A 14217-nucleotide genomic window follows, 5' to 3' on the forward strand; every position below is an offset into this window, starting at 1 on the left:
ACGCCGTGATCAGTCCTGGGCGACGACCGCCGCGGCGAAGGCGGCGGCCACCGCCGGTGCCACCAGGTCCACCTGCCACTGCCGGGCGCCGAGCCCGCGCAGCGCGGCGGCCACGCCCTCCGGGCCCGGGTCGGCCGGCGGCTGCCAGGAGACCCGCCGGACCAGGTCCGGGGTGATCAGGTTCTCGGCCGGCAGGTGGTGGCGCTCGGCCAGCTCGCCGATCGCGCTGCGCGCGCCGGAGAGCCGGGCGGCGGCCACCGGGTCCTTCTCGGCCCAGGCCCGCGGCGGCGGCGGTCCCTCGTGCGGCGCGGTGGCCGGCGGCAGCTGGTTCTCCGGGATCTCCCGGCCGCGCTGCACGGCCGCCAGCCACTGCTCCAGCTGGCGCCGGTGCACCCGGGGGCCGAAGCCCTGGACGGCCTGCAGGGAGGCGATGTTCAGCGGCATGGCCAGTGCGGCGTTGACGATCGCCGCGTCCGCGAGCACCCGGCCGGGGGAGACGTCGCGGTCCTGCGCCATCCGGTCGCGGGCGAGCCACATCTCGCGCACCACGGCCAGCTGACGGCGGCGGCGGACCTTGTGCAGCTGCGAGGTGCGGCGCCACGGGTCGGTGCGCGGGGCCGGGCGGGGCGCGGCGGCGATCGAGGCGAACTCCTCCATCGCCCAGCCGAGCTTGCCCTGGGCGTCCAGCTCCCGTTCGAGTGCGTCGCGCAGCTCGACCAGCACCTCGACGTCCAGAGCGGCGTAGCGCAGCCACGGCTCGGGCAGCGGGCGGGTGGACCAGTCGACCGCGGAGTGCTCCTTGGCGAGGCTCAGCCCGAGCACGTTCTCGGTCATCGGCCCGAGGCCGACCCGGGCGAAGCCGGCGATCCGCCCGGCCAGCTCGGTGTCGAACAGGCGCCGGGGTCTCATGCCGACCTCGGCGAGGCAGGGCAGGTCCTGGCTGGCCGCGTGGACCACCCATTCGGCGTCCTCCACGGCCCGGCCGAGCGCACTGAGGTCCGGGCAGGCGATCGGGTCGATCAGGGCGGAGCCGGAACCCTCGCGGCGCAGCTGGATGAGGTAGGCGCGCTGCCCGTAGCGGTAGCCGGAGGCCCGTTCGGCATCGACGGCCACCGGTCCGGTGCCCCCCGCGAAGGCGGCGACGACGGCGGCCAGCGCCCGGTCGTCCGCCACCACGGATGGGATCCCGTCCTTCGGTTCGAGGAGCGGGACCGGGGCTGCTTCTTCTGGGATGGCTGCTACGGCGTCGGTCACCCCCCAAGGGTACGACGGTCCTCGCGGCCGGGAGTGTTGTCGGACTGGTCAGACTGTTGATCGCCGGGGGATCGCCGAGGGATCGCGGGGCGGGCCGCACCGGACCGCGCGGGGGTCGTACGGGGCTTCATGGGGGGCGCCGTGGGGGTGACACGGGGGGCGGTGCGAAGACCCGGCCGCCCGGCCGTCCCCGGGCGGGCTGCGCGCACCGGGAGGCCGGGGGCCGCACGGCGGCGGGCGGGGGGGGGAGGTACACCACCGCCCCCCCCCCCGGGCCGCGCCGCCCGCCCCCGGGGGGGTTGCGGGGGGGGGGCGGCCCCCCCGCGCCCCCCGGGCGGCCGGGGGGGGGGGGGGGCCCCGGGGGGGGGGGGGGCCCGCGGGCGGGGCGCGTGGGTCACGGGACCCCCGCCCCCCGCCGCAGCGGTCCGGAGCGCCCGGCTCAGTGGATGATGCCGGTGCGCAGCGCGACCGCGACCATGCCGGCGCGGTCGCCGGTGCCCAGCTTGCGGGCGATCCGGGCGAGGTGGCTCTTGACGGTGAGCGCCGACAGGCCCATCGCCACGCCGATCGCCTTGTTGGACTGTCCCTCGGCGACCAGTCGCAGCACCTCGACCTCGCGGCCGGAAAGCTCGCGGTAGGCGGCCTGCTGCGCGCCCGGCGCACCAGGTGCTCCGGGGGCGCCCGGCGCACCGGCCGCGCCCGGCATGCCCGGCATCCCGGGGCGGCGCATCCGGCCGGCCAGCCCGGCGGCGCCGAGCGGCATCCCGGGGCGGCCCGGCATCGCGACGTTCGTCCGGGTACCGGTCACCACGTATCCCTTGACACCGCCGGCCAGTGCGCTGCGGACCGCGCCGATGTCGTCGGCGGCGGACAGTGCCAGGCCGTTGGGCCAGCCCGCGGCGCGGGTCTCGGCGAGGATGGTCAGCCCGGAGCCGTCCGGGAGGTGCACGTCGGCGACGCAGATGTCGCGGGGAGTGGAGACCCGGGGGCGGGCCTCGGCGATGGAGGACACCTCGATCACGTCGCGGACGCCGAGTGCCCACAGGTGGCGGGTGACGGTGTTTCGGACACGGGGATCGGCGATGACCACCATGGCGGTGGGCTTGGTCGGCCGGTAGGCGACCACGTTTGCGGGGTGCTCAAGAAGGACCGACACCAGGCCTCCTGCGGGGAGTGGCGGACGGAACCCCGATGGGGGCGGTCGGAGTGTTCCGCGTTCGGAAAGGGTCACAGTCTGCTTCGGCAGCAACCGTGCCCGGCTTTAGCGAAAGATCACGATCTAGTGAGTAACAATACGGACAAATCGCGCAAATGATTGATGCGACATGCCCGGTATTCGCACAAAATCGATCAGATTCGGTGTCGATCGGTCGGTGTCGACCGGTGAATTGACGAAGAGCGGATCCGAAGTCACACTCCGTCAGCCCTGGGGGTGGCGTCCGGCCCCCGGGCGCCGTCGGGCCCGCACACCACCCGTCAGTGCGACCGGGGGCGTCGCCGGGCCGGCATCGGGACCACTCCACCGAGTGAAGGAACCTCGGCGGGCCCCTGCGGGGCCGGGGCGGCCGGCGGCAGGCCGGCGCTGACGCACAGCAGGTCCGCCCAGGCCGCCAGGTGCCGCTCGAAGCGGCCGTCGGCCGGGGTCCAGGAGGCCCGGATCTCGATCTCGGTCGAGGACGGGCGGTCCGCCAGGCCGCCGAAGTACTGGGAGGAGGCCAGGCTCACCGTGCCGGACGGCTCCGCGTACCCGGCGCCGTGCGCCTGCAGAGTGTCCAGCAGCCAGGACCAGCCCACCTCGGAGACCATCGGGTCGCCCGCCATCTCCGGCTCCAGCTCGGCCCGGGTCATCGTGACCACCCGGAACTCCCCGTTCCAGGCCTCCTGCCCGGCCGGGTCGTACAGCAGCACCAGCCGTCCGTCCGCCAGCTCCTCGCCGTCGACCTCGACCGAGGCGGTCACCGCGAACGAGTACGGGGCGAGCCGGCGCGGCGCCGGCGAGGGGGAGAGCTGCACCTCGGGCCGCAGCCGGGCCCCGTCCAGGGCCGCCACGGCCGCCCGGAACTCGCTCGGCACCCCCTCGTGCCCCGCTCCGCCACCTGCTCCGCCACCCTGTGCGGGGTGCCCTCCGACCGCTGCCATGCCCCGAAGACTAGGTCGAAGAACGGGGTTATCGCCGCAACTTCTCTCCCAGCGGCGTGCCGGAACGGCAAACCCGGACAGATCTTGGAGGAACCGACGAGACCGGCCGGGAAACCGGGCCCGGCACGCGTGCGAAGATTTGACGCGTGAGCGAGACAACGGCAGACACCACGGCGCCCACCCGCGGCGGCCAGACCACCCCCCGGCGTCGCGGCGCCGCGCACGACTCCGCGTTCCTGCGCGCCTGCCGGCACGAGCCCGTGCCGCACACGCCGGTGTGGTTCATGCGCCAGGCCGGCCGCTCGCTGCCCGAGTACCTGAAGGTCCGCGAGGGCATCCCCATGCTGGAGTCCTGCATGCGGCCCGAGCTGGTCAAGGAGATCACCCTCCAGCCGGTGCGCCGGCACAAGGTGGACGCGGCGATCTTCTTCAGCGACATCGTGGTGCCGCTCAAGGCCGTCGGCATCGACGTCGACATCAAGCCCGGCATCGGCCCCGTCATCGCCGACCCGATCCGCACCGTCGAGGACCTGAAGCGGCTGCGCCCGCTGGAGCCGGACGACGTCCCCTACATCACCGAGGCCGTCGGCCTGCTGGTGGACGAGCTCGGCGAGACCCCGCTGATCGGCTTCGCCGGGGCGCCGTACACGCTGGCCAGCTACCTGATCGAGGGCGGGCCGTCCAAGAACCACGAGAACACCAAGGCCATGATGTACGGGCAGCCCGAGCTGTGGGCCGCCCTGGTGGACCGGCTCGCGGACATCACCTCGGCCTTCCTCAAGGTCCAGATCGAGGCCGGCGCCTCGGCCGTCCAGCTGTTCGACTCCTGGGTCGGCGCGCTCGCGCCGGACGACTACCGCCGCTCGGTGATGCCGTCCAGCACCAAGGTCTTCGACGCCGTCGCCGAGTACGGCGTGCCCCGGATCCACTTCGGCGTCGGCACCGGCGAACTGCTCGGCCTGATGGGCCAGGCCGGCGCGGACATCGTCGGCGTCGACTGGCGGGTGCCGCTGAACGTCGCCGCCGAGCGGGTCGGCCCGGGCAAGGGCCTGCAGGGCAACCTCGACCCGGCGGTGCTGTACGCGCCCACCGCGGTGGTGGAGACCAAGGCCGCCGAGGTGCTGCGGGCCGCCGAGGCGCTCGGCACCAGCGGCCACATCTTCAACCTCGGCCACGGCGTGCTGCCGTCCATGGACCCGGACGCGCTCAGCCGCCTCGTCGCCTTCGTCCACGAGGCCAGCGCGCGCTGACCTCCCGGTGGCGGGCCCCTGCCGCTCCGGGGCCCGCTACCCGGCCGTGACCTCGATCCCGGCCCGGCGCAGCAGCGCCGCCGTCACCCCGTCGCCGGGGCGCAGCTCCCCGGTGAACGACCCGTCGTACACCTGCCCGCAGCCGCAGGACGGGCTGCGCGCCATCAGCACCGCCCGCCGGGCCCCCGCCTCCTCGGCGGCGGCGAGCGCCGCCCGGGCGCCGGCCAGGAACTCCGCGGTGCAGTCCGCCCCGGTCGCGTCCACCACCCGGGCCCGCCCGTCCAGCACGTCCGCGCCGTCCCCGCCCACGATCTCCGCCGGCGGCCGCGGCGTCGGCAGCCCGCCAGCCCCCTCCGGGCACACCACCACGGCCCGCCCCCGCTCGACCAGCCGCACGGCGTCGTCGGAGGTCTTCGCCCGCCCGTCGTACCGACAGGGGATCCCGGCCAGACACGCACTCACCATGATCGGTTCCATTGCACACACCCTAAGGGGCGGCTCTCCAACCCCCTGAGCTCGCTACCTTGGGCCATGTCATGAAGACCAATGCTCCATCGATCAGTTCGGAACCGCCCCGAGCCGGACCTTCTTGTCGTCAGGGCCGACACTTCCGCGGCAGACTGGAACGCCCGGTGCCGTTCCCGATCGTGATCGACCTCGGGCGTGCAGGGGATTGAGGGTCCGGCGTAAAGACCTGCGAGACTGCGGAGCATGTCGGAAGCACAGGTCGTCGTCGTCGGTGGTGGGATCGCGGGGCTGGCCGCGGCCGCTTTCCTGAGCGGTGCCGCCGGGGGGTCCGCGCGGGCGCGGGTCACGCTGCTGGAGGCGTCCGGGCGGGTCGGCGGGAAGCTGTGGGGCGGAGAGGTCGGCGGGGTCCGGGTGGACCTCGGGGCCGAGTCGGTGCTGGCCCGGCGGCCGGAGGCGGTGGACCTGGCACGGGCGGTCGGGCTCGGCGAGGAACTGGAGCCGCCGACCACCGCGAAGGCCGCGATCTGGACCCGCGGCGCGCTGCGGCCGCTGCCCGGCGGGCAGGTGATGGGCGTCCCCGGTGACCTGGAGGCGCTGGCCGCCTCCGGCGTGCTGACCGACGAGGGGCTGGAGCGGGCCCGGAACGAGCGGCCCGGCGAGATCGGCGAGGACGTCGCGATCGGCCGCTACGTCGCCGACCGGCTGGGCCAGGAGGTCGTGGACCGGCTGGTCGAGCCGCTGCTCGGCGGCGTGTACGCCGGCCGCGCCGAGGAGATCTCGCTGCGCGCCGCCGTCCCGCAGCTGCTGTCGATCGCGCGCGGCGGCGGCTCGCTGGTCGAGGGGGTGCACGAGCTGGCCTCCCGGCCGAAGGTGGTCGGCACCCCGGTGTTCCAGGGCCTGCGCGGTGGCCTCGGCACCCTGCCCGGCGCGGTCGCCGCGGCCTGCGTGAAGGCGGGGGTGGACCTGCGCACCGATGCCCCGGTGGACGAGCTGCGCCGCACCCCCGACGGCTGGCGGGTGGTGACCGGCGGCGAGGTGCTGCACGCGGACGCCGTGGTGCTGGCCGTCCCGGCCCCCGTCGCGGCCCGGCTGCTGCGCGAGGACGCCCCGGCGGCCGCCACCGACCTGGACGCCGTCGAGTACGCGGGCATGGCCCTGGTGACCCTGGCCTTCCGCCGCGCAGACCTGGCCGAGCCGCCCGGCGGCAGCGGCTTCCTGGTGCCGCCGGTGGACGGGCGGCGGATCAAGGCCTCGACCTTCTCCTCCAACAAGTGGGGCTGGCTGGAGCGTTCCGCGCCGGACGCGTTCCTGCTGCGCACCTCGCTGGGCCGGTACCGCGAGGAGGAGGCGCTGGGGCTGCCGGACGAGGAGCTGGTGGCCCGCTCGCTGGCGGACCTGGAGGAGGCGATCGGGCTGACCGCCCGGCCGTACGACACCTTCGTCTCCCGCTTCACGGCCGGTCTGCCGCAGTACCCGGTGGGGCACCTGGACCGGGTGGCCCGGGTGCGGGCCCAGGTGGCGCGGGTGGGCGCGCTGGCGCTGTGCGGCGCCGCGTACGACGGGGTGGGCATTCCGGCGTGCATCGGTTCGGCGGCCGCCGCGGCGGCCGCCGTCGACAGACTGTTGACCCCGGCGACCGGGGAAGGCTCCACGGAGAGGACAATGGGCGCATGACTGAGAGCGTTGAGCGGGAGCAGCAGCCCGAGAAGAAGAAGGCGCGCGACCTGAACCAGGTCATCCGCTACACGATGTGGTCGGTGTTCAAGCTCAAGGGCGCCCTGCCCGAGGACCGCACCGCGCTGGCCGCCGAGGTGGACGAGCTGTTCGCCCAGCTGGACGCCAAGGACGTGACCGTGCGCGGCACGTACGACGTCTCCGGTCTGCGCGCGGACGCCGACATCCTGGTCTGGTGGCACGCCGCCGACTCGGACGACCTCCAGGAGGCGTACAACCGCTTCCGCCGCACCGGCCTCGGCCGGCTGCTGAAGCCGGTCTGGTCGAACATGGCGCTGCACCGCCCGGCCGAGTTCAACAAGTCGCACATCCCGGCCTTCCTGGCCGACGAGCGCCCGCGCGACTACGTCTGCGTGTACCCGTTCGTCCGCTCCTACGAGTGGTACCTGCTGCCGGACGCCGAGCGGCGCGCGATGCTCGCCGAGCACGGCCAGATGGCGCGCGGCTACCCGGACGTGCGGGCCAACACGGTGGCCTCGTTCGCGCTCGGCGACTACGAGTGGCTGCTCGCCTTCGAGGCGGACGAGCTGCACCGGATCGTCGACCTGATGCGCGATCTGCGCCCCTCCCGGGCCCGGCTGCACGTCCGCGAGGAGGTGCCGTTCTTCACCGGTCGGCGCAAGCCGGTCAGCGAGCTGCTGAACGGCCTGGTCTGACGGTTCCGCGGTTCCTCCCGGAGGCCGGTTCCCCCGACGGGGAGCCGGCCTCCGGCGTCGCTACGGGCGCGGCCCGGCGAACTCGCGCAGCACGGAGGTGTAGTGGTCGCCGAGGTCGACCCGGGTGACGTCCTCGAAACGGAACTTCGTCGGCTCCGGGTGCCAGCGCGCCTCGGGGTCGACCTCGTGCAGCCGCAGCGAGGCGGGGCGCAGCGCGGTGACCGTACCGACCCAGCAGGCGCCGGGGTCGCGGCGCTCGGTGTGCAGGGCGATCAGACCGTACTCGGCGCAGGCGGCGGTGAGCAGGCCGGGCAGGTCGTCCAGCGGCAGGTCGGCGCCGGGCGGGCGGACCGGCCACAGGCCGCGGCGGCGCAGCGCCCGTACGGTCAGGCTCTCGGGGCCGCCCCGGTCGCGGACCTTGTGCAGGTCGGCGGTGCGGACGGCGCTCCAGCCGTCGAGGCGGTGGTCGGTGCAGGTGGCGAGCAGGGTCCAGACCGGGCCGGTGCCGAGGACGAAGCCCTCCAGTCGGTCCGCGCCGGGGATGGAGCGGCGCAGCCGGACCGGGCGGCCCTCGGAGCGGGCGCGCTCCAGCGTCGCGAGGCCCTTCCGGCCGAGGGCCGGCGAGTCCGGGGCGCGGTCGGCGGGGTCCTGCTCGGCGGGGTCGGGTGCGTCCATGGGTGGGAGTCTGCCCTGGTCGCAGCGGTCGGCGCAGCCGGTTTTCAGGTCCGGTGCGGGCGCAGGGCGGCGCGGAGCCGGGCGTCGGGCAGGACGGCCGGGCCGTTCATGGCGACGGCGGTGAGCAGTTCGCGTTCCTCGTCGTCGGCCAGGCCGCGCTGGCGGGCCGGGCGGACCTCGCGCAGTACCTCCTGGCCGACCGGGGAGGCCCAGCGGGTGTACGGGTAGACGTCCACCCGGGCCATCAGCAGGGTGCCCGAGGTGAGCGCCACCGGCAGGGAGAACCAGGCCAGCGGGGCGAGGGTGTCACCCCCGGTGAAGCCGCCGAGGGCCAGCGAGGCGGCCAGCAGGACCAGTGTCAGCAGCAGCGCGTGCCGGACCTGCCGGACCACCACCACGGTGTTGCGCTGCACCAGGGCCGGGGTGGCCAGGCCCGCCAGGGTGAGCCGGGCGCCGATCTCCAGCACGGTGGGGTGCTCGGCCATCGCCCGGCGCAGCTCGTCGGTCCGGCACTGGACCTCGGGGCCGACGGTGGCGATGACCGCCCGCTCCAGGCGGCTGCGGCCCCTGGGGTCGACCACGGTGGTCCAGCCGGTGTGCGCCAGGTGCAGCCGCCCGCGTCCGGTCATCAGGACGAGGGCGAGTTCGACCACCCGGTCCGGGCCGCCGGCCAGGTAGGCGGTCTCGTACAGGCCGATGCCGACGGCTTCGGGGGGCCGCAGGCCGGCCTGGTCGGCCAGGGCGTCGGCGGTGGCGGTCATCCGGACCAGTCGGAGGCAGGACAGGACCGCCGCGACACAGGCCGGTATGAGGAACAGCAACCACATGGGCTTGTTGTATGCCTGCGTCGACGGCGGGCGGAACGTCTTCCCGGTCCGCGATACCGAACTGTGACGTCCGGCGGCGCGCCCGGCGGATCTCAGGAGCCGCCGCAGCCGCCGCCACAGCTCGACCCGCAGCTGGAGGAGGACGAGGATCCGCAGCTGGAGGAGGACCCGCAGCTCGACGAAGAGGATCCGCAGCTCGACGAGGAGGACCCGCAGCTGGACGAGCCGCAGCCGGAGCCCGAGGAACCGGAGTCGGAGGACCCGCACCAGGAGGCGGAGCCGCCGTCGGAGCCCGAGGAACCGGAGGAGCACGAGGACGCCGACGACGCCGACGACGAGGACGAGGACGACGACGAGGAGGCGTTCGCGGCGACCGCCTGCCGTACGGCCTCCTCCTCGGCCGACGCGGTCAGCATCGCGGCCTCCAGCTCCGGGTTGTCCAGCCCGGCGGCGGCCAGGCCGCCGAGCGCGAGCGCGCCCAGCAGCGCGCCGCCGGCCAGCCGGGGCGGCATCCCGGCGTTGGGCTTCCACGGGGTGCCCTGCATCAGCGAGAGCTGGCGCTGCCCGGCCGGGGTGATCCGGCCCTTGACCGGCACGGTGGCGAGCAGCGCGGTGAGGCCCCCGAACAGCAGGAGGCCCGGGACCCAGAGGTTCGGGCGGTCGTGGCCGGCGGCGCCGTCGTCGAGCAGCAGGGAGGCCACCGCGGAGGCCACCACGAGCAGCAGCGCGAGCCAGAGCAGCCGACGGGCGGTGCGGGCCCGCCGCAGCCGCTCGGGGCGGCGCAGCAGGCCGCGGTCGGCGAGCCGGTCACCGATCTCCTGGACGGCGGCGGAGCGCATCACGGTGTGGCGCAGCGAGCCGAGTTGACGGCTGCCGGTCGGACCGACCGCGTCCTGGACCGCCTTGTCGACGGCGTCGTACGGCTTGGATCCGGTGAGCGTGACCAGACCGGAGCGGCTGATCACGACCTGCTCGCTCATGTGCATCCGGACCACGGCGGTGTCGAACACCCGCCCCGGCCCGCCGGACAGGAACGCGGTGTCGAGCAGCGGCAGACCGCGGCCGGGCAGGCCCTTGGCGTAGCGGACCCGGCCGATGTGCTGCCGGGTCCGGGCGGCGTACAGGGCGGCGGCCGCCAGCAGGACGGCCGGGACGATGAAGTAGCTGTTGTGCCACATGGGCTGTTCCCCCGAGATGGTGACGGTGCGTCAGGATCAGGTGCCGCCGGGTTCGCCGGCGGCCCGGCCGCCGGCTAGCGGCGCGGGGCCGGGCGCAGGGCCCGGCGCAGGCGCGCGAGCGGGCCCGGCGGCCGTACGGGTGCCGGGTGGAGCCACTGCTCCAGGGCCCGGCGGTGGTCGTCGGCGAGCGGGCCGCCTTCGGTGAGCGCCCACTGCGCGAAGGCCCGGGCGTCGGCCCGGTAGCCGCCGGTCTGCGGGTGGGAGCGGGCGTAGCCGAGGAAGAGCGGCCCGTACTGCGCCCCGAGCGTCCGGGGCAGGTCCGGGGCGACCTTGGCGGTGGTGTCCCGCCGCTTGGCGGCCAGGCCGGTGGACTGGGCGCGGACCTGCCGCTCGTCGAAGCCGGGCGGGACGGGCCCGCCGGCCACCAGGGCGGCCAGCAGCTCCTCCTGGCGCCGGGCCAGGCGCCGCCGGGCGGCGGCGAGGTCCTGCTCCGTGAGGTCCTGCTCGGCGGGACCGCGCTCGGCGGGACTCTTTTCGGCGGGGCCCTGCGCGGCGGGGTCGTGGTCGGTGGCGGGACGCGGGCCGCTGTTCTCCCGCGCCGTCCTCGTCAGGTCGCTCATCGCCGGGTGCTCCCCTCCAGCACCCGGCGGATGGCGTCCAGTTCACCGGCCAGCTCGCTGGGCGGCGGGAAGTTGGCGTCCCGCTCCAGCAGCACCCCGGGCGGGGCGACCCGCGCGCAGAGTTCGGCCAGCACCTCCAGCACCGGTTCGGTGACGGGGTGGGCGTGGGTGTCGTGCCAGACGCCGTCGACCAGGGTGCCGCCCGCGACGTGGACGTAGGCGAGCGCCTCCAGTGGCAGGCGGTCGAGCTCGGCGGCCGGGTCGATGCCGAGGTTGACCCGGTTGGTGTGCAGGTTGGCGACGTCGATCAGCAGCCGGACGCCGGTGCGCTCGACGAGCTCGGCGAGGAACTGGCCCTCGGTGAACTCGTCGTCCGGCCAGGCGAGCTGGGCGGCGATGTTCTCCAGGGCGAGCGGCACCGGCAGGTGGTCCTGGGCGATCCGGACGTTCTCGGCGATCACCCGCAGCGAGTCCCGGGTGCGGGGGACGGGCAGCAGGTGGCCGGCCTCCAGGCCGCCGGCCCGGACGAACGCCAGGTGTTCGCTGACCAGCGGGGAGTCGAGTGCCAGCGCGGCCTCGGCGAGCCGGTCGAGGCGGCCGGGGTCGGGCAGGCCGGCGCCGCCGAGGCCGAGGCCGACGCCGTGCGGGACGACGGTGACGCCGCGTCCGCGCAGCACGGTCAGGGACTCGGGCAGGTGGTCGGCGCAGATGTTCTCGGCGACCACCTCGACCCAGTCCAGGCCGGGCCGGCTCTCGACCACGGTGTCGATCTCGCTGCGCCAGCCGAGGCCGACGCCCAGACGGGGCGCGGCCTCCCGGGACGCGGCTTCTCGGCGCGCGGTTCCCAGGGGTGCGGCTCCTCGGCTCGCGGTGGCGGAGGCAGGCAGTTCCAGGGCAGGGGAAGTCATCGGTTCGCCCCCTTCGGAGGGCCGGGTGGGAGGGCCGTCGAGCGGTGCGGGCGTCGTCGCCGGAACCGCGCGGCCGTGCTGCTGAGAATGTCCCCGGGCGGGGTGGCTGCCAAGCCTCGCCCGGTCTTCTCAGAGCATTATTTGAGCATGTCGTACCGGTCGTGAGGGACTTTGGTCCCGAGCCCGGGCCGTCCGCGCAGGTGGGGCGCCCTTCCGGCGGGAAAACCGGAGGCGCCGGACGGGCCGGCGGGGCTAGCGTGGGAATCCATGACTTCTTCGAATTCCTCCTCCGTGACGATCCGTGACTTCCGCCCCGAGGACGCCGTGGCCGTCGCCGCGGCCCACCGGGCCGGGCGCGAACACCTGGTGCTCTCCGCCGAGACGCTGGTCTGGTTGAACGCCCAGCCCAGCCCCGAGGAGCACTTCCGCACCTTCGTCGCCGAGCTGGACGGCCGGGTGGTCGGCGCGGTGCGCTGCGGGGTGGTGCTCGGCACGACGACCACGGGCGTCGGCCACGCCAACGGCAGCGTGCTGCCGGAGTACCGGCGGCGCGGCGCGGCCACCGCCCTGCTGGCCGCGGCCGAGCGGCACCTGACCGGGCACGGCGTGACGGAGCTGCACACCTGGCTGGACGACGAGCCCGCCCCGCAGGCCTTCGCCACCGCCCGGGGCTACCGGATCGGGCGCACCATGCAGTTCGCCGGACGGAACCTCGCGCTGCCGCTGCCGCCCGCCCCCGTACGGCCGGCCGGTGTCGAGCTGCGCCCGGCCGCCGACTGGGCGGACGACCCGTACCCGGTGTTCCTGGTCGAGGCGGACGCCATCCTGGACGAGCCCGGCAGCGAGGTGCCGATGGACGCCCTCACGTACGAGGACTGGCTGCGCAACGACTGGGCCAGGCCGGACCGGGACGCGGCGCTGAGCGTCGTCGCCGTGGTGGACGGACGGCCGGCCGCGTTCAGCATGGTGCAGACCGACGGCGTGGACCGCTACTGGTCCGCGTTCACCGCCTGCCGCCGGGAGTTCCGCGGCCGGGGGCTGAGCAAACTGGCCAAGCTGGAGTCGCTGCGGCTCGCCGCGGCGGCCGGCTACCGGCACGCGTACACCAGCAACGACACGACCAACGGGCCGATGCTGGCGATCAACGCCTGGCTCGGCTACGAGCGCTGCGCGGGGGAGCGCAAGGGGATCAAGCAGCTGGAGCGGTCGGCGGAGCAGGGGATCTGACGCTCCCCCCGGAACCGGACCCCGGACCGAATCCCGGGCCGGACCCCGGCCCGGCACGGACCGATCCCCGGCCCGGCGCGGACCCAACCGGGGCCCGGGCCGGGCCACTTCGGCCAGATGTGGTCCAGACCACGTGGGACGAATCGGGACAGCTCGGGTTGCTTCGGGCGCTAAGTGGCTTGAACTGTAATGGTTTTGCTCCACTCCTGTCACGACATGGGCATAATCGCGCACATGACGATCAGCCGTGCGAACGTGAGCGCGATTGCCGAGGACCTGTACGTGTGGCTCCCGCCGAAGCGGGGCTGGGGCCTGGCCAACTGCGGGCTGCTGGCCTCGGAGACCACCGCGCTCTGGATCGACACGCCGTACGACCCCTCGATGGCCGGGGAGTTCCTCGCCGCGAGCCGGCGGCTGCTGCCGGACGGCGTCGGGATCGACCGGGTGGTCGTCACCCACGCCAACGGGGACCACCTGTGGGGCGCCGGGGTGCTGCCGGACGCCGAAGTGATCGCCACCCGCGAGGCGCTGGAGCACATCCACTGGGAGCCCACCCCGCAGCAGCAGCACGCGCTGGTCGTCAACAGCGACCCGCAGTCGGCGCTCGGCGGCTACCTGAGGGAGCACTTCGGGCAGTTCGACTGGTCCGGCACCGCGCCGGTGCGCCCCGACACCGTCTTCACCGGCGAACTGGAGCTGACCGTCGGCCGCTACCCCGTGCGGATCACCAGCCTGCCCGCCGCCCACACGGGCGGGGACCTCATGGTCCACCTCCCGCACCAGCGCGCGGTCTTCACCGGCGACGTGATCTTCTCCTCGACGCCCGAGCAGCCCGGCGACCACCCCTCGCACTGGGCCGGACCGCTGGAGAACGTCATCGGCGCCTGCGAGCAGGCCCTCGCCACCGGCGCGGAGATCTTCGTGCCCGGCCACGGCCCGGTGCTGGACCGCGACGGCGTCCGGGAGCACATCGGCTACCTCGCCTACGTCCGCGAGCGCGCCCACGCCCTGCACGCCGCAGGCATACCCGCGCTGGACGCCGCCCGGCGGGTGATCGCCGAACAGCGCCACCCCGAACTCGGCCTGCCCGAGCGACTGGTGCTCACCCTCGCGGCCGAGTACCGGCACCTGGACGGCTCCGCGGCCCCCGGCGCCCTGGAGGCCATGGGCCAGGTCGCCCTGGTGGCCCGGGAACTGGCCGAGGACGCCGCCCGCTCCCCGCGCCCCCGCGCCGCCGGGAACTGACCCCGCCCGCGCTCCCGGAACGCGCCCCTCCCGGCA

General features: G+C 75.1%; 12 protein-coding genes and 1 pseudogene. 5 read left to right on the top strand and 8 right to left on the bottom strand.

What is annotated here, in order from left to right:
- Positions 1 to 9: 9 nt before the first annotated feature.
- From ACFVVA_RS04345 to ACFVVA_RS04355, 3 genes are all read right to left on the bottom strand, one after another.
- Entirely contained in the window at positions 10 to 1254 is a 1245-nt protein-coding gene (locus ACFVVA_RS04345; RefSeq protein ID WP_387685571.1) for an HRDC domain-containing protein, read from the bottom strand.
- Positions 1255 to 1693: 439 nt separating this feature from the next.
- On the bottom strand, positions 1694 to 2410 hold the full coding sequence (locus ACFVVA_RS04350) for a response regulator transcription factor (RefSeq protein WP_049651279.1): 717 nt from the start codon (positions 2408 to 2410) through the stop codon (positions 1694 to 1696).
- Positions 2411 to 2730: 320 nt separating this feature from the next.
- Positions 2731 to 3393 (bottom strand): DUF3000 domain-containing protein, encoded by a 663-nt coding sequence (locus ACFVVA_RS04355; RefSeq protein WP_387685574.1) that lies wholly within the window; start codon positions 3391 to 3393, stop codon positions 2731 to 2733.
- Between the two features lie 236 nt (positions 3394 to 3629).
- On the opposite strand from ACFVVA_RS04355, the gene hemE reads away from it, so the two are divergent.
- Positions 3630 to 4643 carry a uroporphyrinogen decarboxylase gene (hemE, locus tag ACFVVA_RS04360; RefSeq protein WP_359914397.1) on the top strand — a complete coding sequence of 338 codons (1014 nt, stop codon included), beginning with the start codon at positions 3630 to 3632 and terminating at the stop codon, positions 4641 to 4643.
- 36 nt (positions 4644 to 4679) lie between these two features.
- On the opposite strand, the gene ACFVVA_RS04365 is transcribed toward hemE, so the two are convergent.
- Positions 4680 to 5120: a DUF523 domain-containing protein gene (locus ACFVVA_RS04365; protein WP_359914356.1), complete on the bottom strand. Its 441-nt coding sequence runs from the start codon at positions 5118 to 5120 to the stop codon at positions 4680 to 4682.
- Between the two features lie 234 nt (positions 5121 to 5354).
- Here ACFVVA_RS04365 and hemG point away from each other — a divergent pair, with 234 nt between their 5' ends.
- A complete protein-coding gene (hemG, locus tag ACFVVA_RS04370; protein ID WP_387685577.1) occupies positions 5355 to 6785 on the top strand; it encodes a protoporphyrinogen oxidase in 1431 nt (476 codons plus the stop codon).
- Positions 6782 to 7501, top strand: coding sequence for a hydrogen peroxide-dependent heme synthase (hemQ, locus tag ACFVVA_RS04375; RefSeq protein ID WP_387685579.1), 720 nt, complete (start codon positions 6782 to 6784; stop codon positions 7499 to 7501). Before hemG ends, hemQ begins: the two co-directional genes overlap by 4 nt.
- Before the next feature lie 60 nt (positions 7502 to 7561).
- Here the strand turns inward: hemQ and ACFVVA_RS04380 are convergent, their stop codons facing one another.
- The 4 genes and pseudogenes from ACFVVA_RS04380 to ACFVVA_RS04395 all read right to left on the bottom strand — a co-directional run bounded on the left by ACFVVA_RS04380 (position 7562) and on the right by ACFVVA_RS04395 (position 11649).
- The gene (locus tag ACFVVA_RS04380) at positions 7562 to 8176 is read right to left on the bottom strand and encodes a hypothetical protein (protein ID WP_387685581.1); all 615 of its coding nucleotides are present in this window, start codon (positions 8174 to 8176) and stop codon (positions 7562 to 7564) included.
- Positions 8177 to 8220: 44 nt separating this feature from the next.
- Complete coding sequence (locus ACFVVA_RS04385; RefSeq protein WP_387685583.1) at positions 8221 to 9003, bottom strand: TIGR04222 domain-containing membrane protein; 783 nt, start codon at positions 9001 to 9003, stop codon at positions 8221 to 8223.
- Positions 9004 to 9095: 92 nt separating this feature from the next.
- A complete protein-coding gene (locus ACFVVA_RS04390) occupies positions 9096 to 10181 on the bottom strand; it encodes a TIGR04222 domain-containing membrane protein (RefSeq protein ID WP_387685586.1) in 1086 nt (361 codons plus the stop codon).
- 74 nt (positions 10182 to 10255) lie between these two features.
- A pseudogene (locus ACFVVA_RS04395) lies at positions 10256 to 11649 on the bottom strand (DUF692 domain-containing protein).
- A 327-nt stretch (positions 11650 to 11976) separates the two neighbouring features.
- Here ACFVVA_RS04395 and ACFVVA_RS04400 point away from each other — a divergent pair.
- Both ACFVVA_RS04400 and ACFVVA_RS04405 read left to right on the top strand, forming a co-directional pair.
- On the top strand, positions 11977 to 12936 hold the full coding sequence (locus tag ACFVVA_RS04400; protein ID WP_387685588.1) for a GNAT family N-acetyltransferase: 960 nt from the start codon (positions 11977 to 11979) through the stop codon (positions 12934 to 12936).
- Between the two features lie 234 nt (positions 12937 to 13170).
- Positions 13171 to 14181: an MBL fold metallo-hydrolase gene (locus ACFVVA_RS04405; protein ID WP_387685590.1), complete on the top strand. Its 1011-nt coding sequence runs from the start codon at positions 13171 to 13173 to the stop codon at positions 14179 to 14181.
- Positions 14182 to 14217: the final 36 nt, after the last annotated feature.

It is taken from the genome of Kitasatospora sp. NPDC058048, from assembly GCF_042885555.1.
Classification (GTDB): domain Bacteria; phylum Actinomycetota; class Actinomycetes; order Streptomycetales; family Streptomycetaceae; genus Kitasatospora; species Kitasatospora lactacystinica.